This window comes from Citrobacter sp. wls615, from assembly GCF_005281355.1.
Taxonomy (GTDB): Bacteria; Pseudomonadota; Gammaproteobacteria; order Enterobacterales; family Enterobacteriaceae; genus Citrobacter; species Citrobacter werkmanii.
The window spans coordinates 67,635-92,318 of record NZ_SZXM01000005.1 but is presented as its reverse complement, the minus strand read 5'-3'; the positions used below and the strand labels follow the sequence as shown (position 1 = coordinate 92,318).

At 53.0% G+C, this 24,684-nt stretch carries 21 protein-coding genes; 14 read left to right on the top strand and 7 right to left on the bottom strand.

Going from position 1 to position 24,684, the window contains the following annotated elements:
- Positions 1 to 50 precede the first annotated feature (50 nt).
- Complete coding sequence (gene xylB, locus FDX04_RS01170) at positions 51 to 1,505, bottom strand: xylulokinase (RefSeq protein ID WP_137370350.1); 1,455 nt, start codon at positions 1,503 to 1,505, stop codon at positions 51 to 53.
- 72 nt (positions 1,506 to 1,577) lie between these two features.
- Positions 1,578 to 2,900: a xylose isomerase gene (gene xylA / locus FDX04_RS01165; RefSeq protein WP_042311674.1), complete on the bottom strand. Its 1,323-nt coding sequence runs from the start codon at positions 2,898 to 2,900 to the stop codon at positions 1,578 to 1,580.
- Between the two features lie 358 nt (positions 2,901 to 3,258).
- On the opposite strand from xylA, the gene xylR reads away from it, so the two are divergent.
- Positions 3,259 to 4,437, top strand: a complete 1,179-nt coding sequence (gene xylR, locus FDX04_RS01160) for a D-xylose utilization transcriptional activator XylR (protein WP_042311672.1) — start codon at positions 3,259 to 3,261, stop codon at positions 4,435 to 4,437.
- Positions 4,438 to 4,505: 68 nt separating this feature from the next.
- On the opposite strand, the gene FDX04_RS01155 is transcribed toward xylR, so the two are convergent.
- A complete protein-coding gene (locus FDX04_RS01155) occupies positions 4,506 to 5,330 on the bottom strand; it encodes a protein bax (RefSeq protein ID WP_042311671.1) in 825 nt (274 codons plus the stop codon).
- 316 nt (positions 5,331 to 5,646) lie between these two features.
- On the opposite strand from FDX04_RS01155, the gene malS reads away from it, so the two are divergent.
- Together malS and avtA are read left to right on the top strand one after the other, a co-directional pair.
- Complete coding sequence (malS, locus tag FDX04_RS01150) at positions 5,647 to 7,677, top strand: alpha-amylase (protein WP_137370349.1); 2,031 nt, start codon at positions 5,647 to 5,649, stop codon at positions 7,675 to 7,677.
- A 176-nt stretch (positions 7,678 to 7,853) separates the two neighbouring features.
- Positions 7,854 to 9,104, top strand: a complete 1,251-nt coding sequence (gene avtA / locus FDX04_RS01145; RefSeq protein WP_042311667.1) for a valine--pyruvate transaminase — start codon at positions 7,854 to 7,856, stop codon at positions 9,102 to 9,104.
- 35 nt (positions 9,105 to 9,139) lie between these two features.
- On the opposite strand, the gene FDX04_RS01140 is transcribed toward avtA, so the two are convergent.
- Both FDX04_RS01140 and yiaJ read right to left on the bottom strand, forming a co-directional pair.
- Positions 9,140 to 9,613, bottom strand: coding sequence for a 4Fe-4S dicluster domain-containing protein (locus FDX04_RS01140; protein WP_137361659.1), 474 nt, complete (start codon positions 9,611 to 9,613; stop codon positions 9,140 to 9,142).
- Positions 9,614 to 9,730: 117 nt separating this feature from the next.
- Entirely contained in the window at positions 9,731 to 10,546 is an 816-nt protein-coding gene (gene yiaJ / locus FDX04_RS01135) for an IclR family transcriptional regulator YiaJ (RefSeq protein ID WP_038642923.1), read from the bottom strand.
- Between the two features lie 217 nt (positions 10,547 to 10,763).
- Between yiaJ and yiaK the strand changes: the two genes are divergently transcribed.
- From yiaK to araD, 8 genes are all read left to right on the top strand, one after another.
- Complete coding sequence (gene yiaK, locus FDX04_RS01130; protein WP_061380938.1) at positions 10,764 to 11,762, top strand: 3-dehydro-L-gulonate 2-dehydrogenase; 999 nt, start codon at positions 10,764 to 10,766, stop codon at positions 11,760 to 11,762.
- 11 nt (positions 11,763 to 11,773) lie between these two features.
- Positions 11,774 to 12,238, top strand: a complete 465-nt coding sequence (locus FDX04_RS01125) for a YhcH/YjgK/YiaL family protein (RefSeq protein ID WP_042311660.1) — start codon at positions 11,774 to 11,776, stop codon at positions 12,236 to 12,238.
- A 13-nt stretch (positions 12,239 to 12,251) separates the two neighbouring features.
- The gene (locus tag FDX04_RS01120; protein ID WP_042311658.1) at positions 12,252 to 13,184 is read left to right on the top strand and encodes a DUF4862 family protein; all 933 of its coding nucleotides are present in this window, start codon (positions 12,252 to 12,254) and stop codon (positions 13,182 to 13,184) included.
- A 26-nt stretch (positions 13,185 to 13,210) separates the two neighbouring features.
- Positions 13,211 to 14,530, top strand: a complete 1,320-nt coding sequence (locus FDX04_RS01115; RefSeq protein WP_137349117.1) for an MFS transporter — start codon at positions 13,211 to 13,213, stop codon at positions 14,528 to 14,530.
- Positions 14,531 to 14,630: 100 nt separating this feature from the next.
- Positions 14,631 to 16,133 (top strand): FGGY-family carbohydrate kinase, encoded by a 1,503-nt coding sequence (locus tag FDX04_RS01110; RefSeq protein ID WP_137361660.1) that lies wholly within the window; start codon positions 14,631 to 14,633, stop codon positions 16,131 to 16,133.
- Positions 16,133 to 16,795 carry a 3-keto-L-gulonate-6-phosphate decarboxylase UlaD gene (gene ulaD / locus FDX04_RS01105; protein ID WP_137370348.1) on the top strand — a complete coding sequence of 221 codons (663 nt, stop codon included), beginning with the start codon at positions 16,133 to 16,135 and terminating at the stop codon, positions 16,793 to 16,795. Before FDX04_RS01110 ends, ulaD begins: the two co-directional genes overlap by 1 nt.
- The gene (locus FDX04_RS01100; protein ID WP_079225830.1) at positions 16,788 to 17,648 is read left to right on the top strand and encodes an L-ribulose-5-phosphate 3-epimerase; all 861 of its coding nucleotides are present in this window, start codon (positions 16,788 to 16,790) and stop codon (positions 17,646 to 17,648) included. The genes ulaD and FDX04_RS01100 overlap by 8 nt, the downstream gene beginning before the upstream one ends.
- Complete coding sequence (araD, locus tag FDX04_RS01095; protein WP_137370347.1) at positions 17,642 to 18,337, top strand: L-ribulose-5-phosphate 4-epimerase; 696 nt, start codon at positions 17,642 to 17,644, stop codon at positions 18,335 to 18,337. The genes FDX04_RS01100 and araD overlap by 7 nt, the downstream gene beginning before the upstream one ends.
- A 4-nt stretch (positions 18,338 to 18,341) precedes the next feature.
- On the opposite strand, the gene FDX04_RS01090 is transcribed toward araD, so the two are convergent.
- On the bottom strand, positions 18,342 to 19,157 hold the full coding sequence (locus FDX04_RS01090; protein WP_137370346.1) for an AraC family transcriptional regulator: 816 nt from the start codon (positions 19,155 to 19,157) through the stop codon (positions 18,342 to 18,344).
- Positions 19,158 to 19,409: 252 nt separating this feature from the next.
- Between FDX04_RS01090 and FDX04_RS01085 the strand changes: the two genes are divergently transcribed.
- Both FDX04_RS01085 and FDX04_RS01080 read left to right on the top strand, forming a co-directional pair.
- The gene (locus FDX04_RS01085; protein ID WP_137361665.1) at positions 19,410 to 20,810 is read left to right on the top strand and encodes an MFS transporter; all 1,401 of its coding nucleotides are present in this window, start codon (positions 19,410 to 19,412) and stop codon (positions 20,808 to 20,810) included.
- A gap of 10 nt (positions 20,811 to 20,820) precedes the next feature.
- Positions 20,821 to 22,776, top strand: a complete 1,956-nt coding sequence (locus tag FDX04_RS01080; RefSeq protein WP_137370345.1) for a glycoside hydrolase family 127 protein — start codon at positions 20,821 to 20,823, stop codon at positions 22,774 to 22,776.
- 87 nt (positions 22,777 to 22,863) lie between these two features.
- Here FDX04_RS01080 and FDX04_RS01075 read toward each other — a convergent pair whose 3' ends face one another.
- Complete coding sequence (locus FDX04_RS01075; protein ID WP_137370344.1) at positions 22,864 to 23,604, bottom strand: MipA/OmpV family protein; 741 nt, start codon at positions 23,602 to 23,604, stop codon at positions 22,864 to 22,866.
- Positions 23,605 to 23,725: 121 nt separating this feature from the next.
- On the opposite strand from FDX04_RS01075, the gene FDX04_RS01070 reads away from it, so the two are divergent.
- Complete coding sequence (locus FDX04_RS01070; protein ID WP_042311631.1) at positions 23,726 to 24,676, top strand: LysR family transcriptional regulator; 951 nt, start codon at positions 23,726 to 23,728, stop codon at positions 24,674 to 24,676.
- The last annotated feature ends 8 nt before the right edge of the window (positions 24,677 to 24,684 follow it).

The following is a 24,684-nucleotide window of genomic DNA, read 5'->3' as shown; positions in this document are numbered from 1 at the left end:
TTGAAATATATATTTGATAAATCCCCTCTGCTATTCAGAGGGGAAAATCGTCAGGACATCAGCGGCTGTAATTGCTGATAAATACGACGGAAGGTTTCCCGACGCTGTAGGTAAAGCGCATGGCGCTCAGCATCAGGATAATGCGCCTGTTCCAGCGTAAGCTGAGGCAGTATGTCTGCTAACGGCTGCTGCGGATTCATAGCGATTTGCGCCAGTCGCGCCGCACCAAGTGCAGGGCCGACATCACCGCCGGTACGGTAATCCAGCTGCAATCCGCTGATGTCAGACAACATCTGACGCCAGTATGCGCTGCGCGCCCCGCCGCCAATCAAGGTAATGCTGGCAGGCTGCACGCCGCACGCATGCACCACATCCATACCGTCAGCCAGCGCAAAACCCACACCTTCCAGTACCGCTCGCGCCAGTTCTGCCGGACCATGCTGATGCGTCAGACCGAAAAATACGCCCTTCGCCTGCGGGTTATTATGCGGCGTACGTTCACCGGACAGATAAGGTAAAAACCAGACCGGCTCGGCGTCTTCATTCGCCTGTTGCGCTGCGGCGATCAACGCAGGTACGCTCGCCTGTCCGGTTAATTTCGCTGCCCAATCCAGGCAGGATGCTGCGCTCAGCATCACGGACATCAGGTGCCATCGCTCCGGCAAAGCATGACAAAAACTGTGTACCGCGCTTTCCGGTTTGCTGAGGAAGCCGTCGCTTACCGCAAAATAGACGCCGGATGTACCCAGCGAAAGCATCGCCTGACCGGCATTCATCATGCCCACGCCAACCGCCCCCGCCGCGTTATCACCGCCCCCGGCAACGACCGCAACCTCACTCATTCCCCAGTTCCGGGCGACTTCTGGCAGCAATGTTCCGGTAATCGCACAACCTTCATATAGCGCAGGCATATGCGCACGAGACAGCTTACAGGCCGCCAGTATGACATCACTCCAGTCACGTTTGGCGACATCCAGCCACATCGTACCTGCCGCATCAGACATATCGCTGGCAAAATCGCCGGTCATACGCAGACGCAGGTAATCTTTCGGCAACAGCACTTTATCAATCTGGCTGAAAATCTCCGGTTCGTGGCGTTGCACCCACAGCAACTTTGGCGCGGTAAAGCCAGGCATCATCAGGTTGCCAGTAATAGCACGAGACTGCGGAACCTGGTTCTCCAGCATTATGCACTCTTCACCGCAGCGGCCATCGTTCCACAGGATAGCGGGACGTAATACTTTCTGTTGCTTGTCCAGTAACGTCGCGCCGTGCATCTGGCCGGCAATCCCTAACGCTTTCACCTCACTGAGCGAATGCTGCTGGCCCAGCGCTTTTACGGCGCGATCCGTTGCCAGCCACCATTGTTCAGGGTCCTGCTCTGACCATAACGGATGCGGGCGCGAGACCGTGAGTTTCTCCGTTTGCGAAGCGATCACATCGCCCTGCTCATTCAGCAGAATGGCCTTTACGCCTGAGGTGCCTAGATCTATCCCGATATACATAGCGTATCGTTCCTTAAAGAAAGGCCCGGCAGCGCGTAGCTTTCCGGGCTTACGGACGTTCTCAGAAACCTGTTATTTGTCGAACAAATAATGGTTTACCAGATTTTCCAGCAGTTCCTGATGACCGCTCTGGTGCACTGGCGCCAGGTTATGTTGTTCAGCGTACTGCGCAATTTCCGTCAGCGTCATCTGCCCTTTCAGAATTTGCTGGCCCAGCTCACCATTCCAACCGGCATAGCGCTTGGCCACGCGCTGATCCAGGCCACCGTCCTCAATCATACGGGCCGCAATTTTCAGCGACAGCGCCATGGTATCCATTGCGCCAATATGACCATAGAACAGATCGTATTTATCGGTGCTCTGACGACGGACTTTGGCGTCGAAGTTGAGACCGCCGGTGGTGAAGCCGCCCGCTTTGAGGATTTCGTACATCACCAACGCATTCTCTTCTACGCTATTCGGGAACTGGTCAGTATCCCATCCCAGTTGTGCGTCACCGCGGTTGGCATCGACAGAGCCAAACAGACCCAGCGCGATAGCAGTGGCGATTTCATGATGGAAGGAGTGACCCGCCAGCGTGGCGTGGTTGGCTTCGATATTCAGTTTGATCTCTTTTTCCAGTCCAAACTGCTTGAGGAACCCGTAAACGGTCGCTGCATCGTAGTCGTACTGGTGTTTGGTTGGTTCCTGTGGCTTCGGCTCGATAAGTAAAGTGCCCTGGAAACCCGTTTTGTGTTTGTGCTCTACCACCAGTTGCATAAAGCGGCCAATCTGTTCACGTTCCTGACGCAGATCGGTATTCAGCAGCGTTTCATAGCCTTCACGACCGCCCCACAAAACATAGTTTTCGCCGCCTAGCTTATGCGTGGCATCCATCGCCGTGACCACCTGCGTGGCAGCCCAACTGAACACTTCCGGATCCGGGTTCGTGGCCGCGCCCGCGCCGTAGCGTGGATTGGTGAAGCAGTTTGCCGTTCCCCACAGCAGCTTGACCCCACTTTGTTCTTGTTTTGCCGCCAGTACATCAACCATCTGCGCAAAGTTGTTTTTGTACTCTTTCAGCGACGCGCCTTCCGGCGAGACATCCACATCATGGAAGCAATAGTAAGGGACGTTCAGTTTGTGAAAGAACTCAAATGCGACATCCGCTTTGCGTTTCGCCAGCGCCAGTGCTTCTCCGGGCTGCTGCCACGGGCGATCGAAAGCGCCCATGCCGAACATATCCGCACCGTTCCAGCAGAATGTATGCCAATAGCAGGCGGCAAAACGCAGATGATCTTCCATGCGTTTGCCCAACACGATTTCGTCAGGGTTGTAATGGCGAAATGCGAGCGGGTTGGTAGATTTAGTCCCTTCAAAACGAACACGATCGAGTTGGTCGAAATAAGCCTGCATAATAAGCTCCATAATCAGGTAATACGGCGAGTAAACTGCGATATAGCTATACTGGAATTTCCTGATTTATTGCTCAATTACGTTATTTCACACCGCCATTAAGAGAATACCCAAACGTGCGCTGGCTCCCAAAAAATCGCATTGAAAAAAGAATTAAAAAAGCGATCGCGATCGAAGGTTCATCATTAAACAAAAAACCGTAATGCGCAGATAAAAAATGGCAATTGTCATCCCGCGTTCAGTATGTGAATTTTGCGTAGAATCAGAAAAATAAAAATTTGTCACGCTTCATCAAGCAGTCGTACCTGCGGTTTTGCTAGTATCGACAGGCCACGTTAACCTTCCAGGACAGGTTCTTATGTTTGATAAACGTCACCGCATCACTCTATTATTTAATGCCAATAAAGCCTACGACCGCCAGGTGGTAGAAGGGGTGGGTGAATATTTACAGGCATCGCAATCAGAGTGGGATATATTCATTGAGGAAGATTTCCGCGCCCGCATTGATAATATCAAAGACTGGTTAGGCGATGGTGTTATTGCTGATTATGACGACGATGACATTGCACAATTACTTGCCGATGTGGATGTTCCTATCATCGGCGTCGGGGGTTCCTACCATGCGGAAAAGGATTATCCGCCGGTACATTACATTGCCACCGATAACCACGCGCTGGTAGAAAGCGCTTTCCTGCATCTGAAAGAAAAAGGGATCAACCGCTTCGCATTCTACGGACTGCCCGCTTCAAGCGGCAAACGCTGGGCCGCTGAACGTGAATATGCGTTTTGCCAACTGGTCGCGAAAGAAAAGTACCGTGGGGTTGTCTATCAGGGACTGGAAACCGCGCCGGAAAACTGGCAGCACGCGCAAAACCGTCTGGCGGACTGGCTGCAGACTCTGCCGCCGCAAACCGGCATTATCGCCGTCACCGACGCGCGAGCGCGGCACGTCCTGCAAGCGTGCGAACACTTGCATATTCCGGTCCCGGAAAAACTGTGCGTGATTGGTATCGACAACGAAGAACTGACCCGTTACCTGTCGCGGGTGGCGCTGTCATCCGTTGCTCAGGGGGCCAGGCAGATGGGGTATCAGGCCGCTAAGCTTTTGCACCGCTTACTGGCTAGTGAAGAACTACCGCTGCAACGCATACTGGTCCCTCCAGTGCGCGTCATTGAACGCCGTTCAACTGACTACCGTTCATTGACCGATCCGGCGGTGATTCAGGCGATGCACTTTATCCGCAACCATGCCTGCAAAGGCATTAAAGTCGAACAGGTACTGGATGCCGTGGGGATTTCGCGGTCGAACCTGGAGAAACGTTTTAAAGAAGAGGTCGGAGAAACTATCCATGCGGTGATTCATGCCGAAAAGCTGGAAAAAGCGCGCAGCCTGTTGATTTCCACCACGCTTTCAATCAACGAAATTTCACAAATGTGCGGTTATCCATCTTTGCAATACTTCTATTCCGTCTTCAAGAAAGAGTACGACACGACGCCAAAAGAGTATCGCGATGTGAATAGTGAAGTGTTGCTATAGAGGGAATTGCCGGATGGCGGCTTCGTTTGATCCGGCCTACAAATGACTTGTAGACCGGATTACACACGTTACATATGCGCGGCGATTAAGCGCTGGTTATCCTGATACATTGCGAACAGATAGTTGTTGTAGCTCTGTCCCTTCGTAGAATACCCCTTCAGCTTATGGATCATCGCGGTAGCGGTGACTTCCTGATCGGCTTTACGCAGTTGCGCACGTGACTTACGGAAAGAAGAGTAAGCAGGGTGCGTATTCAGGTTAATGACATAGGCATTGACTGACTCTTTCACTGATTCAAACTGTGAGTAGCCTTTCACCTTACCCGGAGCATTGTTACAACGCCCTTTGCCACATTTCATGCCAAACAGGTTGTTGTTGCTCCGCGCCAGCTTCGACGTACCCCAGCCGCTTTCAGCCGCAGCCATGGTTGCCACCATACTGGTCGGGATAATGTCTACACGCTCAAGCAGCGTATTCCACGGAATTTTACGCGTGTTACCAGACCAGCTCACCTTGTAGCGCTTGGCGATGTCTTTCATCCGCGTACGCTCTGTCGGTGACCAGCGATTCTGGTACTGTTTTGAAATCAGCCAGTTACGATCCGCCGTAATGGCAGCATTTTGGCTGGTAATATAAGGCATAACCGTCCGGAGAAACGCTTTTTTCCTTGGTGTTCCGGAAGGGTATTTTCGCAAATCAGGAAGTGAACTACTCTTTGCACTATTGCGAGAATACTCTTGTTTACTGCTAACCTGTTTATTACTTGCCTTGATTACCTGGGGCTTGTGACTCGTTGTCGCCGTGTGTGTCTTTGCCAGCACCTCACCCGAAAATGCAACGGTGAGTAACATAAGAATCATTGCCCCATATCGTCGAATGGGAGTCAATATCATTAGGTCTCCTGGTCGGATTTATACATTCCAACACCTTATATTTTTCACAAAAATGAGAGATGAATCTCAAATCATATCAAAAATAACGGTCAAGAGCACCCAAAGGAATAGTCCAATTCTGAAACTATGTCACGCGTTAACGATTCGGGGCGCCATTAATTTGATGAAAATGTGGGGGTTATCGCAAAATAAGTTCATTTTTTGTGCGCATTAGCTCACCCTCACTTCTCCTCCTGGCGGAATCAGCTCAAAGGAGGAGTTTCCGGCCTGATTTCACTGGCAAACTGGCGAAAATCGCAGCATCAAGGACAGCATTATGAAACTTGCAGCCGTTGCGCTGGCGCTAATACCCGGAATTGCCATCGCCTCAACATGGACCTCTCAGGGACTTCCCACCTTCGAAGCGGAAGGTACGGGTAAATTCGTCAGCCATGCAGCGTTGACGAAGGGTACTCGTCCTTTAATTCTGAATTTTGACCAACAGTGCTGGCAGCCAGCTGATGCAATAAAACTCAACCAGATGCTGTCGCTCAAACCGTGTGAAGGCGCCCCGCCGCAGTGGCGTTTATTCAAGGACGGCGATTACACGCTGGAAGTCGATACCCGCTCCGGCACGCCAACGCTGATGCTCTCAGTCAAAAGCGCCGCAGACCCCGTCAGTGTCCAAATTCGCCAGTGTCCGAAATGGGATGGTTCGCCATTAACGCTGGACGTCAGTCAGACCTTCCCGGAAGGCGCCGTGGTGCGCGACTACTACAGTAACCAAACGGCGACGGTAAAAAACGGGTCGATTACCCTGCAGCCCGCCGCAACCAGTAACGGATTGTTGCTGCTGGAACGGGCGGAAACCGACGCCCCCGCAGCTTTCGACTGGCATAACGCGACGGTGTATTTCGTCCTGACAGACCGCTTTATGAATGGCGATCCGGGCAATGACCACAGCTACGGTCGGCGCAACGACGGTATGCAGGAAATTGGCACCTTCCACGGCGGCGATTTACGCGGTCTTGCCAGCAAACTCGACTATCTGCAACAACTGGGCGTCAATGCGCTATGGATCAGCGCGCCGTTTGAGCAAATCCACGGCTGGGTCGGCGGTGGCACCAAAGGCGATTTTCCCCACTACGCCTATCATGGCTACTACACTCAGGACTGGACCACGCTCGACGCCAATATGGGCAACGAAAACGATCTGCGCGCGCTGGTTGACGGCGCTCACCAGCGCGGCATCCGTGTCCTGTTCGATGTCGTGATGAACCATGCTGGTTACGCCACACTGGCGGATATGCAGGAATATCAGTTTGGGGCGCTGTACTTATCAGGCGATGAGCTGAAAAACACGCTCGGCGAACGCTGGACGGACTGGAAGCCAGCCGCCGGGCAGAGCTGGCATAGCTTTAATGATTACATCAACTTCAGCGATAAAACCGGCTGGGAAAAATGGTGGGGCAAAAACTGGATCCGCACCGATATTGGCGATTACGACAACCCTGGCTTTGACGACCTGACCATGTCGCTGGCTTTTCTGCCCGATCTGAAAACCGAATCCACCACGCCTTCCGGCCTGCCTAATTTTTATCAGCACAAACCAGATACTCACGCCAAAGCTATCGCCGGCTACACGCCCCGTGACTATCTGACCCACTGGCTCAGTCAGTGGGTGCGCGATTACGGAATTGACGGCTTTCGGGTCGATACCGCCAAACACGTTGAGCTGCCCGCCTGGCAGCAGCTCAAAACACAGGCCAGCGCGGCGCTGGTCGAATGGAAGAAAGCCAACCCGGACAAAGCGCTGGATGATAAACCCTTCTGGATGACCGGTGAAGCCTGGGGTCACGGCGTCATGCAAAGCGACTATTATCGTCACGGTTTCGACGCGATGATCAATTTCGACTATCAGGAGCAGGCGGCGAAAGCCGTTGATTGTCTGGCAAATATGGATCTCACCTGGCAGCAGATGGCAGAAAAACTGCAGGATTTCAATGTCCTGAGCTATCTCTCCTCCCATGATACCCGGCTGTTTCGCGAGGGTGGAGACAAAGCCGCCGAGCTATTGCTGCTGGCGCCAGGGGCAGTACAACTGTTTTACGGTGACGAGTCGGCCCGGCCTTTTGGCCCCACGGGTTCCGATCCCTTGCAGGGTACGCGCTCAGAGATGAACTGGCTGGATGTGACCGGGAAATCTGCCGCCAGCGTCGTACACTGGCAACGTATCAGCCAGTTCAGGGCCAGACATCCCGCCATTGGCGCCGGTAAACAAACCACGCTGACATTGAAGCAGGGGTACGGATTCGTCCGTGAACATGGCAACGATAAAGTTATGGTGGTGTGGGCCGGTCAGCACTGATCCTGACGGGCTTCTCGTACTCGCTGATGCGAGAAGCCCAATTCACGATAAAACACCACCCCGACAAAAATCTGCAGCACAAAACATCAATCCAGCCTGATACCCGTGATTTGCACCCCGCCATAGGTAGCGCTATGGTTAGCCACTTTACTACTCAGTTCGACAGACCACCTGCTATGACATTCTCACTTTTTGGCGACAAATTTACCCGCCATTCAGGCATCACACGCCTGATGGAGGACCTCAACGATGGCTTACGCACACCAGGCGCCATCATGCTCGGCGGCGGTAATCCGGCGCAAATCCCAGAGATGAAAAATTACTTTCAGTCTCTGCTGGCAGATATGCTGGAAAACGGCAAAGCCACTGATGCGCTTTGCAATTATGACGGTCCACAAGGTAAAACCGAGCTACTGGCCGAGCTGGCGAAACTGCTACGTGAGAAGCAGGGTTGGGATATCGAGCCACAAAATATTGCACTGACAAATGGCAGTCAGAGCGCATTTTTCTACTTATTCAATCTCTTCGCCGGACGCCGCGCCGACGGAACAACACAAAAAGTGTTGTTCCCATTAGCGCCGGAATATATTGGCTATGCCGATTCCGGGCTGGAAGAAGAACTCTTTGTCTCTGCACGCCCAAACATCGAACTGTTACCAGAAGGGCAGTTTAAGTATCACGTTGATTTTGAACATCTGCACATCGGTGAAGAAACGGGGATGATCTGCGTGTCGCGCCCGACTAACCCGACAGGCAACGTGATCACCGACGAAGAGCTGATGAAGCTGGATCGGCTGGCCAACCAGCACGGCATCCCGTTGGTGATCGATAACGCGTATGGCGTACCGTTCCCTGGCATCATTTTTAGCGAAGCGCGGCCGCTGTGGAACCCAAACATTGTGCTATGCATGAGCCTTTCTAAGCTGGGTCTGCCAGGCTCCCGCTGCGGCATCATTATCGCCAATGAAAAAATCATCACCGCCATCACCAATATGAACGGCATTATCAGCCTTGCACCCGGCGGAATGGGACCGGCGATGATGTGCGAAATGATTAAACGTAACGATCTTCTGCGCCTTTCTGAGACAGTGATCAAACCGTTTTATTACCAGCGCGTTCAGCAGACTATTGCGATCATTCGCCGCTATTTACCTGAAGATCGCTGTCTCATCCATAAACCAGAAGGGGCGATTTTCCTGTGGTTATGGTTCAAAGATTTACCGATCACCACCGAACTGTTGTATCAGCGCCTGAAAGCGCGCGGCGTACTGATGGTTCCTGGTGACTACTTCTTCCCGGGGCTGGATAAACCCTGGCCGCATACTCATCAGTGCATGCGCATGAATTACGTTCCAGAGCCGGAGAAAATCGAAGCGGGCGTGAAGATTCTGGCGGAAGAGATCGAGCGCGCCTGGCTGGAAGGCTAACGCAAATCCCGACCCGAGCGTGGGTCGGGATCGCTTCACAGCGGCTGTGAACGCAGACGCTGTCGCTGCATACTGACAGCATCAATACACTGCAAGGCATTGGTCGGGCAGGCTTCTACACATGCAGGTCCCGCCTCGCGATGCCAGCACAAATCACATTTTATCGCCTGCGCCCGTGCCGTTCGTGCGACAACATTCATCGCCCCAAACGGACATGCGATCATGCAGCTTTTACAGCCAATACACTGCGCCTGTTCAACGAAGATATGTCCATGTTCACGACGAATAGCGTGCGTTGGACACACATTAGCGCAGGGAGCATCTTCGCACTGATGACAGGCTACTGCCGTCGTAAAGGCATCGTCTTTAATCACCCGAATCCGCGGGATAAACGCCGCGGAGGAGACCGATGCGCAATCCTGATTTTCCTGATGTGCGACAACGCAGGCAACTTCGCAGGTACGACACCCAATACATTTTGCCGCATCCGCCATAATAAACTCGTTCATTGCCCCCTCCGTCAGAGTGAAAACCACAGATTGCCAGAGAGAGACTCCCTGCTGCCTTGATCGGACAGGGGAAACGGTTAAATTTTGTCAGGTGACTGAACGACGCCAGGCATGCGCCTAATCGCGAACGGTAAAGCCCAGCTCATTGGAAATTGCCTGAGCGGTTTCGCGCAGCGGCTTAAGTAAATTCTTTTCCCCTACCTGCTTCAGACGTGAGGTAGAAAGTGAAATCGACACCGAATACGGCACCCGACCGTGAATATCAAACACCGGCACGGCAATACAGGAAACCCCCAGCTCGTTCTCTTCTCGATCCATCGCCATACTGCTTTCGCGGATTTGCGCCAGTTCGTCATACATCGCCGGTAAACCGGTAATGGTATTGCGGGTCAGAGGCTGAATCAGATCCTGATGGCTCTCCCAGTAGGACGCCACGTAATCCGCATGCCCAAACGCCATATAGATTTTGCCCATCGCGGAGCAGTACAGCGGCATATGCTGGCCGATATAGGCGCGGGTACGCAGCATGCCCGTTGTCGGCTCGAGCTTATAGATCAAAATAGCGTGGTCATCTTCACGGCTGGAGAAGTTGATGGTTTCGCCGGTGGCAATATTCAGCGCTTCAAGGTGCGGCGCGGCGACATGGATGATATTCAGTGACGACAGCGCCTTCTGCCCAACGGCGATAAATTTAGTGGTCAGCCGATAGCTGCCCGCAGCGGGTGCGGGTGTGACATAGCCGCAGGACTGCAATCCTTGCAGGAGTCGATGCACGGTACTTTTGTTCAGCCCCGCCAGTTCAGACAGGTGGGCCAGCGGGCACCCATTCGGATAGTTGCTCAGGATCTCAATCAACATCAAACCACGGAACAGGCTCTGACTTCCGGCTGGCCTCTCTTTGTCTTGCGTCATTTCACTCTCTTTTGTGCCCATTTTTTCCGCTCCCCTTTTCGTCGCGCTCTGATGGTAGCGCAAAGTGTGTTTCAGTTCACGATCTGAACCAAAAAAACACAACTATTTGATTTTGCAGATTTTAAAAAACAGGCCACCCCGTTGATCTGTTAAATTTTGATCGCTATATTTGAAATCAGATTTCGCATAGTGAAATTTAGAGATAAAAAAGCGATCAAATTTAAACAAGGAAACAGGAATGAAAGTCACCTTTGAACAGTTAAAAGATGCGTTCAATCGGGTACTGCTGGCACGCGGTATCGCCGTTGAAACCGCCGATGCCTGTGCAGAAATGTTCGCGCGCACCACCGAATCCGGCGTCTATTCGCATGGCGTCAACCGTTTTCCCCGCTTCATTCAGCAACTGGATAACGGCGACATCATTCCTGAAGCCAAACCACAGCGCATCACCAGCCTGGGGGCGATTGAGCAATGGGATGCCCAGCGTTCGATCGGCAACCTGACGGCGAAAAAGATGATGGACCGAGCCATTGAGCTGGCCTCCGATCACGGTATTGGTCTGGTGGCGCTGCGTAACGCCAACCACTGGATGCGTGGCGGCAGCTATGGCTGGCAGGCCGCGGAGAAAGGGTACATTGGTATCTGCTGGACCAACTCAATTGCCGTCATGCCGCCGTGGGGTTCGAAGGAGTGCCGCATTGGTACTAACCCGCTGATTGTCGCCATCCCCTCCACGCCAATCACCATGGTTGATATGTCGATGTCGATGTTCTCCTACGGCATGCTGGAAGTGAATCGCCTGGCCGGTCGCGAACTGCCGGTAGACGGTGGCTTTGACGATGAAGGCAATCTCACCAAAGAGCCTGGCATTATCGAAAAAAATCGTCGCATTCTGCCAATGGGTTACTGGAAAGGTTCAGGTCTGTCGATTGTGCTGGATATGATTGCCACCCTGCTTTCTGACGGCTCTTCCGTTGCGGAGGTCACTCAGGATAACAGCGACGAATATGGCGTTTCGCAGATTTTCATCGCCATTGAAGTGGATAAGCTGATCGATGGCGCCACGCGCGATGCCAAACTACAGCGGATTATGGATTTCATCACCACCGCCGAACGCGCGGATGAAAACACGCCTGTTCGTCTGCCAGGCCACGAGTTTACAAAGCTACTGGAAGAAAATCGCCGTAACGGTATCACCATTGATGACAGCGTCTGGGCAAAAATTCAGTCGCTGTAAGGAGCAACACCATGATCTTTGGACATATTGCTCAGCCTAATCCGTGTCGTTTGCCCGCAGCGATTGAAAGGGCGCTCGATTTCCTGCGCACCACGGATTTCCGCAAACTGGAGCCGGGCGTGGTGGAGATAGACGGTAAAAATATCTTCGCGCAAATTATCGATTTAACCACGCGTGACGCTGCCGAAAATCGCCCTGAAGTACATCGCCGCTATCTGGATATTCAGTTTTTAGCCTGGGGTGAAGAAAAAATCGGTATCGCCATTGATACCGGAAATAACCAAATCAGCGAATCGTTATTAGAACAGCGCGATATTATTTTTTATCACGCCAGCGAACATGAATCTTTTATTGAAATGATTCCGGGAAGTTACGCCATATTTTTCCCGCAGGATGTTCATCGTCCAGCATGTCATAAAACTGTCGCCACGCCGATCCGCAAAATAGTCGTGAAGGTTGCTATTTCAGTTTTATAAAAGGAGCACAAAAATGAAAGCTAACACTACCGGTTATATTATCGGTGCGTACCCTTGTGCACCCTCATTTCACCAAAAGAGTGAAGAGGAAGAGAAGGACTTCTGGCGTCAACTCTCCGATACCCCGGATATTCGCGGACTGGAGCAGCCCTGCCTTGAGCATCTGCATCCGTTAGGTGACGAGTGGTTATTGCGCCATACGCCAGGCGAGTGGCAAATCGTGGTCACAGCGATTATGGAGACCATGCGTCGTCGTGGTAACAATAGCGGTTTTGGGCTGGCCTCCAGCAACGAAGAGCAGCGTCAGGCCTGTGTGGCGTATTACCGCCATCTGCACCAGAAAATCAACCATATTAATGCGGCCAGTGCCGGGAAAATAATCGCCCTTGAACTTCATGCCGCTCCACTGGCAAGCAACCCAAATGTCGCTCAGGCCACCGACGCGTTTGCCCGTTCGCTCCAGGAAATTACCCGTTGGGACTGGTCCTGCGATCTGGTACTGGAACATTGCGATGCTATGACTGGCCCCGCACCACGCAAAGGATTTTTGCCGTTAGAAAACGTACTGGACGCGATCGCCGGTTACGACATCAGCGTGTGTATTAACTGGGCGCGATCGGCGATTGAAGGGCAGGACCTCGCCCTACCGCTGGCCCACACGCAGCAGGCCAAACGGGCCGGGAAACTGGGCGCGCTGATGTTCTCCGGCACGACGCTGACAGGAGAATACGGCGAGTGGCAGGACCTTCACGCACCATTTGCCCCTTTCTGTCCGCAGAGCCTGATGACCACGGACCATGCCCGCGAATTATTCGCCTGCGCAGGAAGCGATCCATTGCAGTTTGCCGGTATTAAATTGCTGGAAATAAATGCCAATGCAGATGTGAACCATCGCGTAGCGATATTACGCGACGGCATCGCTGCATTAAACAAAGCAAAACTATAAAAATACGACCCTACGAGAATATTAATATGAACATGACCTCTCGCCCTACACTCAAAGATATACCCCGTCAGCGCTGGCTGCGGATTATTCCCCCAATTCTGATCGCTTGTATTATCTCTTATATGGACCGCGTTAATATCGCATTTGCGATGCCCGGCGGTATGGATGAAGAATTAGGTATTTCCGCCACCATGGCCGGTCTGGCCGGGGGAATTTTCTTCATCGGTTATCTGTTTTTACAGGTTCCCGGCGGAAAAATTGCCGTACACGGCAGCGGCAAGAAATTTATCGGCTGGTCGCTGGTTGCCTGGGCGGTTATTTCCGTTCTGACGGGATTGATCACTAATCAGTATCAACTGCTGGTTTTGCGTTTCTTACTCGGCGTGGCCGAAGGCGGCATGCTGCCGGTGGTGCTGACGATGATCAGTAACTGGTTCCCCGACGCCGAACGCGGTCGCGCCAATGCGATTGTGATTATGTTCGTGCCTATTGCCGGGATCATTACCGCCCCGCTCTCAGGCTGGATAATCACCGTACTCGACTGGCGCTGGCTGTTCATCATTGAAGGTTTACTCTCCGTCGTCGTTCTGGTGCTGTGGGCCTATACCGTTTACGACCGTCCGCAGGAAGCGCGCTGGATCTCTGAGGCGGAGAAAAATTACCTGGTAGAAACCCTGGCCGCCGAGCAAAAAGCGATTGCCGGAACAGAGGTCAAAAATGCCTCTCTGGGCGCGGTGCTGTCCGACAAAACCATGTGGCAACTTATCGCGCTGAACTTCTTCTATCAGACCGGGATTTACGGTTACACCCTGTGGCTGCCGACCATCCTCAAAGAGTTGACCCACAGCAGCATGGGGCAAGTTGGCATGCTCGCTATTCTGCCGTACGTCGGCGCGATTGCCGGGATGTTCCTGTTCTCTTCCCTCTCTGACCGGACCGGCAAACGCAAGCTGTTCGTCTGCCTGCCGCTGATTGGCTTTGCCCTGTGCATGTTCCTCTCTGTAGCCCTGAAAAATAACGTCTGGCTGGCTTATGCCGCGCTGGTTGGCTGCGGATTCTTCCTGCAATCGGCTGCAGGCGTGTTCTGGACTATTCCGGCGCGTTTGTTCAGCGCGGAAATGGCCGGTGGCGCACGTGGGGTCATCAATGCGTTGGGTAACCTCGGCGGTTTCTGCGGCCCTTACGCGGTCGGCGTACTTATCACCCTGTACAGCAAAGATGCAGGCGTTTACTGCCTGGCTGTCTCACTGGCTCTGGCCGCGCTGATGGCGCTGCTGCTGCCAGCGAAATGTGACGCGGGTTCCGCGCCGCTCAAAACACTGAACCCACATAAACGCACGGCGTAAAACCATGCCCGGGGGCGCTGCGCTTACCGGGCCTACAAAATCAATAAATACCCAAGGCCGGATACGCGCAGCGCCATCCGGCAAAAATGAGATAACAAAGATGAGTGATAGAGAGACCTTTTGGCTGGGGATCGATTGTGGCGGTACCTATCTGAAAGCCGGTTTGTATGATGCCAAAGGTCATGAGCATGGAATTAACCGGCAATCGTTGCAGACCGTATCGCCATTACCGGGTTACGCCGAACGCGATATGCACCAATTGTGGCAACAGTGTGTTGCCACAATTGCCGGGCTGTTGAAGCGCACTGGCGTATTCGGTGAACAAATCAAAGGCATCGGTATTTCCGCTCAGGGCAAGGGACTGTTCCTTCTCGATAAACAGGATAAGCCGCTGGGCAATGCCATTCTTTCTTCCGATCGACGTGCGATGGACATCGTTCAGCGCTGGCAGCAGGATGGGATCCCCGAGCAGCTCTACCCGATCACCCGCCAGACATTATGGACCGGACATCCCGCATCCCTCCTGCGCTGGGTGAAAGAAAATGAACCGCAACGCTACGCGCAAATCGGCTGCGTCATGATGGGCCATGACTACCTGCGCTGGTGCTTAACCGGCGTGAAAGGCTGCGAAGAGAGCAACATCTCCGAGTCCAACCTCTACAACATGACGACAGGTCAGTACGACCCGCGTCTGACCCAGTGGCTAGGCATCAGTGAAGTCGACAATGCGCTACCGCCCATTGTCGGTTCAGCAGAAATATGCGGGGAAATCACCGCTCAAACAGCCGCCATAACCGGTCTGGCGGCGGGTACTCCCGTCGTCGGCGGTCTGTTTGATGTGGTTTCCACCGCACTCTGCGCCGGGATCGAAGATGAACACACCCTCAACGCGGTAATGGGAACCTGGGCCGTCACCAGCGGGATCGCTCACGGCCTGCGCAACCACGAAGCGCATCCTTACGTCTATGGCCGCTATGTCAATGACGGGCAGTACATCGTTCACGAAGCCAGCCCGACCTCTTCCGGCAATCTGGAGTGGTTTACCGCCCAGTGGGGCGAACTCTCTTTCGATGAGATCAACCAGGCCGTTGCCAGCTTGCCAAAAGCCAGTAGCGATCTTTTATTCCTGCCTTTTTTGTATGGCAGTAACGCCGGGCTGGAGATGACCAGCGGTTTTTATGGCATGCAGGCTATACACACCCGTGCCCACTTGTTACAGGCCATCTACGAAGGCGTGGTTTTCAGCCATATGACCCACCTCAACCGTATGCGTGAGCGCTTTACCAAGGCGCATACCCTGCGCGTTACCGGAGGTCCGGCACACTCCGACATTTGGATGCAAATGCTGGCAGACGTCAGCGGTTTACGTATCGAACTGCCGCAGGTTGAAGAGACCGGATGCTTTGGCGCAGCGCTCGCCGCCCGCGTAGGCACTGGTGTTTATCACAATTTCAGCGATGCCCAGCGCAGCTTACAGCACCCGGTACGCACCCTGTTGCCGGACGCCGCGGCGCATGCGAACTATCAGCGCAAATACCGCCAATACCAGAATTTAATTACCGCACTGCAGGGCTATCACGCCCGTATTAAGGAGCACGAATAATGAGTCGACCATTACTGCAACTGGCGCTTGACCACACGAATCTGCAAGCGGCCCAACGCGATGTCGCGCTGCTACAGGAAAGTGTCGATATCGTTGAGGCAGGCACGATTCTCTGTTTAACCGAAGGCCTTTCCGCCGTGAAAGCGCTGCGAGCACAGTGCCCGAATAAAATCATCGTCGCCGACTGGAAGGTGGCAGATGCGGGCGAAACCCTCGCACAGCAGGCGTTTGACGCAGGCGCCAACTGGATGACCATCATCTGCGCCGCGCCGCTCGCTACGGTGGAAAAAGGCCATGGCGTCGCGCAGTCCTGCGGCGGCGAAATTCAGATGGAACTGTTCGGCAACTGGACCCTGGATGATGCCCGCGACTGGTATCGCGTCGGCGTTCGCCAGGCGATTTACCATCGTGGACGCGATGCGCAGGCCAGCGGTCAACTGTGGGGGGAAGCGGATCTGGCGCGGATGCAGGCGCTTTCTGATATCGGTCTGGAGCTGTCGATTACCGGTGGAATTACGCCCGCCGACCTGCCGCTGTTTCGCGACATCAACGTCAAAGCCTTTATCGCCGGACGCGCGCTGGCGGGAGCACAAAACCCGGCGCAGGTTGCCGCCGAATTCCATGCGCAAATCGACGCCATCTGGGGGGCACAGTATGCGTAATCATCCGTTAGGTATCTATGAAAAAGCGCTGGCCAAAGACCTCACCTGGCCGGAGCGGTTAGTGCTGGCGAAAAGCTGCGGTTTTGATTTCGTTGAAATGTCGGTAGATGAAACCGATGAACGTCTGTCGCGCCTTGACTGGACTCCTGCCCAGCGCGCATCGCTGGTGAGCGCGATGCTGGAAACCGGCGTGGCCATTCCTTCTATGTGTCTGTCGGCCCACCGCCGTTTTCCCTTTGGCAGTCGCGATGAAGCCGTCCGCGCCCGGGCACGCGACATCATGACCAAAGCCATCCGCCTGGCTCGGGATTTAGGTATTCGCACAATTCAACTGGCCGGTTACGACGTCTATTACGAAGAACATGACGAAGGTACACAGCAGCGCTTTGCCGAGGGGCTGGCATGGGCAGTTGAGCAAGCCGCCGCCGCGCAGGTGATGCTGGCGGTAGAAATCATGGATACCGCATTTATGAACTCGATCAGCAAGTGGAAAAAGTGGGATGACATGCTCTCATCGCCATGGTTCACCGTCTACCCGGACGTGGGCAACCTCAGCGCATGGGGTAATGACGTTACGGCTGAATTGACGTTGGGCATCGACCGTATCGCCGCTATCCATCTGAAGGACACGCTGCCGGTAACCGAAACTCATCCGGGCCAGTTTCGCGATGTCCCCTTTGGCGAAGGATGCGTGGACTTTGTGGGCATCTTCAAAACGCTGCATCAATTGAACTATCGCGGATCGTTTCTGATTGAAATGTGGACGGAAAAAGCAAAAGAACCGGTGCTGGAAATTATCCAGGCCCGACGCTGGATAGAAGACCGTATGCAGGAAGGAGGTTTCCCATGTTAGAACAACTGAAAGCCGAGGTACTGGCGGCGAATCTGGCGCTGCCGGCACATGGTTTAGTCACCTTTACCTGGGGTAATGTCAGCGCAGTAGATGAAACACGCAAGCTGATGGTGATCAAGCCATCCGGCGTGGAATATGACGTGATGACCGCCGATGATATGGTGATCGTGGATATCGCCAGCGGCAACGTGGTTGAAGGCAGTAAAAAACCCTCCTCCGACACGCCAACCCATCTGGCGCTGTATCGCCGTTACCCTGAGATCGGCGGCATTGTGCACACGCACTCACGCCACGCGACAATCTGGTCGCAGGCGGGTCTTGATCTCCCGGCATGGGGCACCACGCATGCCGACTACTTTTACGGCACGATCCCATGTACCCGACTGATGACCGTAGAAGAGATCAACGGTGAATATGAATACCAGACCGGCGAAGTGATCATTAAAACGTTTGAGCAACGGGACCTGAACCCGATGCAGGTTCCGGCGGTACTGGTGCATTCACACGGCCCGTTCGCCTGGGGTAAAAACGCCGCGGATGCTGTGCATAACGCCGTAGTCCTAGAGGAGTGCGCCTATATGGGGCTGTTCTCACGCCAGTTGGCCCCACAGTTACCGGATATGCAGCCTGAATTACTGGATAAACACTATCTGCGTAAACACGGCGCGAATGCCTATTACGGGCAGTAACGGGTCAGGCGCTATTGATATGTTCCTTACAATAGCGCCGTTTCCAGGCCGCTGGGGTCAGGCTGGTATGCTTGCGGAAGATTTTGCGAAAATAGCCCACGTCGTTAAATCCACATCTCCTCGCCACTTCAGTGAGCGACAGCGAATCGCTGATTAACAGTTTTTCTGCCGCCCTCACCCGTTGACGATGCAACGCTTCGGTGAGTGTCAGCCGAAAAGCGCCGCGGAAAACACGTCCCAGATAGTCGGCATTGCAATGCAGTTCTCTCGCCAGCGTTGAAGCGCCAATCGGCAGGTGGAACTGAGTGTGGATTATTTGCTGCGCTTTCCATGCCAGCGCATTCCCAGGGCTATCAACAGGTTGCTCACCGGCGGCCGCGGATATTTGCTGCAAAATCAGCAACAGGATCAGTTCCAGCGCCATGCTGCGATGAATGTTTTCCTGCTCGCGTAAAAACTGGCGAAACAGCGAAATAATATATTGCGGCTCGCTCACCCTGGTATGCTGAGGAATCGCAAGTAACGGTTCTGTTGATGAAGCATCGTTTCCTGTCGTTAACTCAAAGTGCAGCCAGTAAAATTTTAAATCGGGCGGAAATTGCCCGACGCCAATATGTAAGCGATGCGGCCACAGCAGCAAACTTTCTCCGGCATTCACGCAAAAAACAGTATGGCCTTCGCGAATCGTTAATGTCCCTTTTTCGACAAAGATTATTTCCCAGGATTGCAATTGCCGCGCAGGATGGCTACCGATACCGCGTGAAATAAATAATCCGCCGTTTTGCACTTTAATCGGCAGAGACATGGACAATTCGAGCATATATATTCAAATTCCCGCTTTTTGCATTAATTAAACCGACCTTTGCATTTGATTATTCACGATAAAATTGCTTTTCGCCGGATCGAAATCACATTTTCCCAATGAAGTCGGAATTGTCACCTTTTTATATTTTTCTCTTCCCTTGTTGACCCAAACATAACGTGCAAAATTAATCATGTATTTTGCAAATTACATCCAAATAATCCGCAGAGTTGCGGGATACATTCCGAATATCACTTCCAGGAGTTATTTATGACTTCGGCTCCGATTACGACATCTGATTTGGCACAGCGTGCGCAAGACGACAAATTATCCCTGCGTGAAAAAATAGGGTATGGGTTAGGCGATGCAGGCGGGACGGTGATTACCTGCCTGATCATGAACTTCCTGACGTTCTTCTACACGGATGTCTTCGGGTTAACACCCGCGCTGGTCGGCACATTGTTTATTGCCCTGCGCGTGTTTGATGCGATTTCCGACCCCATCATGGGCGTTCTCGCCGATCGGACGCAAAGCCGCTGGGGACGCTTTCGCCCCTGGCAGCTGTGGGTCGCGGTTCCGATTGGCATTATCGGCGTGCTGACCTTTACCGTCCCAGACGCCAGCATGGGCGTAAAAATCGCCTGGGCATTCGGCACCTATCTGTTGCTCTCCGTCGGCTATACCGCCATCAACGTACCGTACTGTGCGCTGATTAACACCATGACCACCCGCCATAATGAGGTGATCGCCTGCCAGTCCTGGCGCTTTGTGCTATGCGGCGTGGCGGGTTTTCTCGTCTCCGTCGGCCTGCCGTGGATGGTGGATGTGCTGGGCCAGGGCAATGCCGCGCAGGGTTACCAGTTCGGTGTCGGCGTCCTGTGCGCCATCGCGGTGGTCATGTTCCTGTGCTGTTTCTTCTGGGTGCGTGAACGTGTGCCGCTGGCGATGATGGGGAAATTTACCCTGCGCGAGCATATTGGCGGCCTGCGCAAAAATGACCAGTTACTGCTGATGTTGGTGATGTCGTTCCTGCTGATCAACGTCTTCAATATTCGCGGCGGCGGATATATGTATTTCATTACCTATGTGCTGGAAGGCAGCACCGCTTACACGTCGCTGTTTTTCACCATGGTAACCTTTGCCTCTATCATCGGTTCAGTGCTCGTCAGCCCGCTGACCCGACGCATTGATACCGTCAAACTCTATTACTACACCAACCTGATGTTGGCGGCGCTGGCGGTGCTGATGTGGTTCCTGCCAACCGGCCCGGCTTATCAGACATTGTGGCTGGCGATTATCCTCGGTAACGGCATTATCCTGGGCTTCACGCTGCCGCTGCACTTTTCGCTGATGGCCTTCGCCGATGATTATGGCGAGTGGAAAACCGGTGTTCGTTCCTCCGGGATGAACTTCGCCTTCAACCTGTTCTTCATCAAACTGGCCTGGGCCTCCAGTGCGGGGATTATCAGCCTGTTGTTTATTTTTGTCGCCTATCAGCCCGGCGCCGGTAATCAAACCGCCAGTTCGCTGCAAGGGATTACTGCCATGGAGACGCTGCTGCCCGCACTGTTCCACCTGCTGCTGGCGCTGTCTGTCCGCATCTGCAAACTCAATAACCCGATGATGTCGCGCATTGCTACCGATCTGCGTCAACGTCATGTACAGCCTTAAGGAGCACGAAATGAATGTACTGGAAGTCGACCTGCACAAGCTCACGGTCAGCGATCCGTTTCTCGGACAATATCAGCAGTTGGTGCGTGACGTGGTGATCCCCTACCAGTGGGATGCGCTCAATGACCGCATTACAGAAGCGGAGCCAAGCCATGCGATCGAGAATTTCCGCATCGCCGCAGGCCTTCAGCAAGGTGAGTTTTACGGGATGGTTTTTCAGGACAGCGACGTGGCGAAATGGCTGGAAGCCGTCGCCTGGTCGCTGTGCCAGAAGCCCGATGCGGAGCTTGAGAAAACTGCCGATGAAGTTATTGAACTGATCGCCGCCGCGCAGTGTGAAGATGGCTATCTCAATACGTATTTTACGGTCAAAGCCCCGGATGAACGCTGGACTAATCTCGCTGAGTGTCATGAGTTGTACTGTGCGGGTCATTTGATTGAAGCGGGCGTCGCTTTCTACCAGGCGACGGGGAAACGTCGTCTGTTAGAGGTGGTGTGCCGCCTGGCAGATCATATCGACAGCGTTTTTGGGCTGGGAAAGAATCAACTGCGCGGCTACCCCGGACACCCGGAAATCGAGCTGGCATTAATGCGTTTGTACGAAGTCACTCAGCAACCACGCTATATGGCGCTGGTAAATTACTTTGTTGAGCAACGCGGTGCGCAACCTCATTTTTATGACGAAGAGTACGAAAAACGCGGCCAAACGTCTTACTGGCACACCTACGGTCCGGCGTGGATGGTGAAAGATAAGCCTTATAGTCAGGCACACCAGCCTGTTTCTGAGCAGCAAACAGCCATCGGTCATGCCGTACGTTTTGTTTATCTGATGACCGGCGTGGCGCATCTGGCACGCTTAAGTCAGGACGAAAGCAAGCGTCAGGATTGTTTGCGTCTGTGGAATAATATGGCCCAGCGTCAGTTGTATATTACCGGCGGGATCGGCTCGCAAAGCAGCGGCGAGGCGTTTAGCAGCGATTACGATCTGCCCAACGATTCCGTCTATGCCGAAAGTTGCGCCTCAATCGGGCTAATGATGTTCGCCCGCCGGATGCTGGAAATGGAAGCCGACAGCCAGTATGCCGACGTGATGGAGCGCGCCCTGTATAACACCGTACTTGGCGGCATGGCGCTGGACGGGAAGCACTTCTTCTACGTTAACCCGCTGGAGGTGCATCCTAAATCTTTAAAATTCAATCATATTTACGACCATGTGAAGCCCGTTCGCCAGCGCTGGTTTGGCTGCGCCTGCTGCCCGCCCAATATCGCCCGCGTACTCACTTCTATTGGCCATTACATCTATACGCCACGTCAGGACGCACTGTATATCAATATGTATGTGGGCAATAGCATGGAAGTTCCTGTGGCAGACGGCGTGCTTAAACTGCGCATTAACGGAAATTACCCGTGGCATGAGCAGGTAACAATCGCCATTGAATCACCGCTGCCGGTCGATCATACCCTGGCGTTACGCCTGCCGGACTGGTGTACCGCGCCGCAGATTTTGCTGAATGGTCAACCGGTTGCACAAGATGTACGTAAAGGCTATTTGCACATCAGCCGAACCTGGCGGGAGGGGGATACGCTAAGCCTGACCCTGCCGATGCCCGTGCGTCGCGTATACGGAAACCCACTGGTGCGCCATGTTGCCGGTAAGGTCGCCATTCAGCGCGGGCCGTTGGTATATTGCCTGGAGCAGGCCGACAACGGCGAAGAGTTGCATAACCTGTGGCTGCCAAAAGAGAGTGAATTCAGGGTCTTTGAGGGTAAGGGACTGTTCAGCCATAAGATGTTAATTCAGGCGGAAGGCGTGAAGCAAAGTACCCACAATGCGGCACAACAAGCGTTGTGGCACTACGATGTTTCACCAGCTTCGCGTCAGGCGCATACGCTGACGTTCATTCCGTGGTTTAGCTGGGCAAACCGTGGTGAAGGCGAAATGCGAATCTGGATAAACGAGCAGTAACGATGACGACGGATGGCGGCAGTTAGCCCCATCCGTCAAAGCATCATGAAAAGATTGCCCTCCTCCCTGAGGACAAACGGGTGAGAATCAGAAACGCCAGGTCAGACCGGACATCAAGGTAAAGCTGTCATCGCGATCAACCATCGGGCTATTTTTAATGTCATCCGGCAGCACGCTATAGTTGGCGCTGGCCAGCAGCGTCAGGTTGCTGGTCAACGCATATTTAGCGGACAGGCCAACATACGGTGTCCAGCTGTCCCCTGGGGAGTAGCTTGATAACCCACTACGGCGGGATTCATTGCCAGAGATGCCGTAGTAATATTCGTTGAAGTTTTCGTCATAGTAGAGCACGCCAATCGCCGGCGTCAGCGTCAGCTTGCCCATTGGCATTTGGCGGAACATAGACATTTCCGCCACCCAGCCATTGCTGTTATCCAGCACATCCGCTGCGGCAGAGACCTTCACACTGCCCCATTTTTCATGGTGATACCATGCGGCACCCGCCATCGCGGTTGCATCACGCTTGTCCAGCTGCTTCATCGCATGATCGTCGTTATCACCGGGATCAAACTCAAGCGGCATGTAAGAAGCAGTAATGCTAAATTCATTATTTTCACTTTTTGCAAGAATATAGCCTAACGTTGTTTGCCTAAAATAAAATGATTCACTTTCATAACTGATAAGCGGTACTGCATGAACATTATCATTATATCCACGATAAGGAGATTCATTATATACAGCGCCACCGCCAATAGAAAACTCTGCGGCAGTTGCACTCGCCATAAAAGAAAAGGCGAACAGCGCCACAATATTGCGTTTAATTAACATGCCAACATTCCATTTTAAAATAAGCCACAAAGCGGGTGCATAATAATGCTTACAATTTCATCGATGCAACTTCCATATTTATATAGTAATATATACAAACATATATATATTGGGTTTGGCGATGAACAAATTACAACTCAAACACCGGGAACTGAAGATTATTTCGGTAATTGCTGCCAGTGAAAACATCAGTCATGCCGCTACGGTTCTCGGCATCGCACAGGCTAATGTCAGCAAGTACCTTGCTGATTTTGAATCAAAAGTTGGGCTAAAGGTATTTGATCGCACCACCCGACAGTTGACCCTGACGCCCTTTGGTGTAGCGCTGCTACCTTACATCAATGACATGCTGGACAGAAACGATCAGCTAAATAGTTTCATCGCTGATTATAAGCATGAAAAACGTGGCAAGGTAACGGTATATGCACCAACCGGAATTATTGCTTACTTATCGCAACATGTTATTGCAAAAATTCAGGATATCGGTGGTATTACTCTCTCGCTGAAAACCTGCAATCTTGAACGGAAAGCATTTTATGAAGGTGTAGACTTCCCGGATGATTGTGACGTTTTAATTACCTATGCGCATCCTAAAGATGAATCACTGGTCGCCAGCTTTATTACCAAATATGCAGTGATGGCGTTTGCCAGCCCTGAATATATCAAACAGCATCCCATTAACAGCCCTGATGAGCTGGAAAATCATTCCTGTATTTTAATCGATTCCATGATGATTGATGAGGCCAATATCTGGCGCTTCAGCTCCGCGGGCGGCAAGGAAATGCATGATTATCGGGTGACCGGAAACTACGTCTGTGACAATACGCAATCCGCGCTGGCGCTGGCGCGTAATCATCTGGGCATTGTTTTTGCGCCTTATGCGAGTATACAAAAAGATGTTCAGTCCGGATTGTTGGTTCCCTGTTTCTCCGAACAGCACGAATGGTGGCTGGATTTGGTGGCGATTTTCCGCAAGCGTGAATATCAGCCCTGGCGTGTACAGTTTATTCTCGACGCAATGTTAGCGGAGATACGTCAGCAGCTTACTCAGACGCTACAGCTGTCTGAGTAAGCAAAATA

Bases quoted from the DNA above. Each gene is read 5' to 3' on its own strand.
- xylB (WP_137370350.1), bottom strand. From the start codon at position 1,505: ATGTATATCGGGATAGATCTAGGCACCTCAGGCGTAAAGGCCATTCTG.
- xylA (WP_042311674.1), bottom strand. From the start codon at position 2,900: ATGCAGGCTTATTTCGACCAACTCGATCGTGTTCGTTTTGAAGGGACT.
- xylR (WP_042311672.1), top strand. From the start codon at position 3,259: ATGTTTGATAAACGTCACCGCATCACTCTATTATTTAATGCCAATAAA.
- FDX04_RS01155 (WP_042311671.1), bottom strand. From the start codon at position 5,330: ATGATATTGACTCCCATTCGACGATATGGGGCAATGATTCTTATGTTA.
- malS (WP_137370349.1), top strand. From the start codon at position 5,647: ATGAAACTTGCAGCCGTTGCGCTGGCGCTAATACCCGGAATTGCCATC.
- avtA (WP_042311667.1), top strand. From the start codon at position 7,854: ATGACATTCTCACTTTTTGGCGACAAATTTACCCGCCATTCAGGCATC.
- FDX04_RS01140 (WP_137361659.1), bottom strand. From the start codon at position 9,613: ATGAACGAGTTTATTATGGCGGATGCGGCAAAATGTATTGGGTGTCGT.
- yiaJ (WP_038642923.1), bottom strand. From the start codon at position 10,546: ATGGGCACAAAAGAGAGTGAAATGACGCAAGACAAAGAGAGGCCAGCC.
- yiaK (WP_061380938.1), top strand. From the start codon at position 10,764: ATGAAAGTCACCTTTGAACAGTTAAAAGATGCGTTCAATCGGGTACTG.
- FDX04_RS01125 (WP_042311660.1), top strand. From the start codon at position 11,774: ATGATCTTTGGACATATTGCTCAGCCTAATCCGTGTCGTTTGCCCGCA.
- FDX04_RS01120 (WP_042311658.1), top strand. From the start codon at position 12,252: ATGAAAGCTAACACTACCGGTTATATTATCGGTGCGTACCCTTGTGCA.
- FDX04_RS01115 (WP_137349117.1), top strand. From the start codon at position 13,211: ATGAACATGACCTCTCGCCCTACACTCAAAGATATACCCCGTCAGCGC.
- FDX04_RS01110 (WP_137361660.1), top strand. From the start codon at position 14,631: ATGAGTGATAGAGAGACCTTTTGGCTGGGGATCGATTGTGGCGGTACC.
- ulaD (WP_137370348.1), top strand. From the start codon at position 16,133: ATGAGTCGACCATTACTGCAACTGGCGCTTGACCACACGAATCTGCAA.
- FDX04_RS01100 (WP_079225830.1), top strand. From the start codon at position 16,788: ATGCGTAATCATCCGTTAGGTATCTATGAAAAAGCGCTGGCCAAAGAC.
- araD (WP_137370347.1), top strand. From the start codon at position 17,642: ATGTTAGAACAACTGAAAGCCGAGGTACTGGCGGCGAATCTGGCGCTG.
- FDX04_RS01090 (WP_137370346.1), bottom strand. From the start codon at position 19,157: ATGCTCGAATTGTCCATGTCTCTGCCGATTAAAGTGCAAAACGGCGGA.
- FDX04_RS01085 (WP_137361665.1), top strand. From the start codon at position 19,410: ATGACTTCGGCTCCGATTACGACATCTGATTTGGCACAGCGTGCGCAA.
- FDX04_RS01080 (WP_137370345.1), top strand. From the start codon at position 20,821: ATGAATGTACTGGAAGTCGACCTGCACAAGCTCACGGTCAGCGATCCG.
- FDX04_RS01075 (WP_137370344.1), bottom strand. From the start codon at position 23,604: ATGTTAATTAAACGCAATATTGTGGCGCTGTTCGCCTTTTCTTTTATG.
- FDX04_RS01070 (WP_042311631.1), top strand. From the start codon at position 23,726: ATGAACAAATTACAACTCAAACACCGGGAACTGAAGATTATTTCGGTA.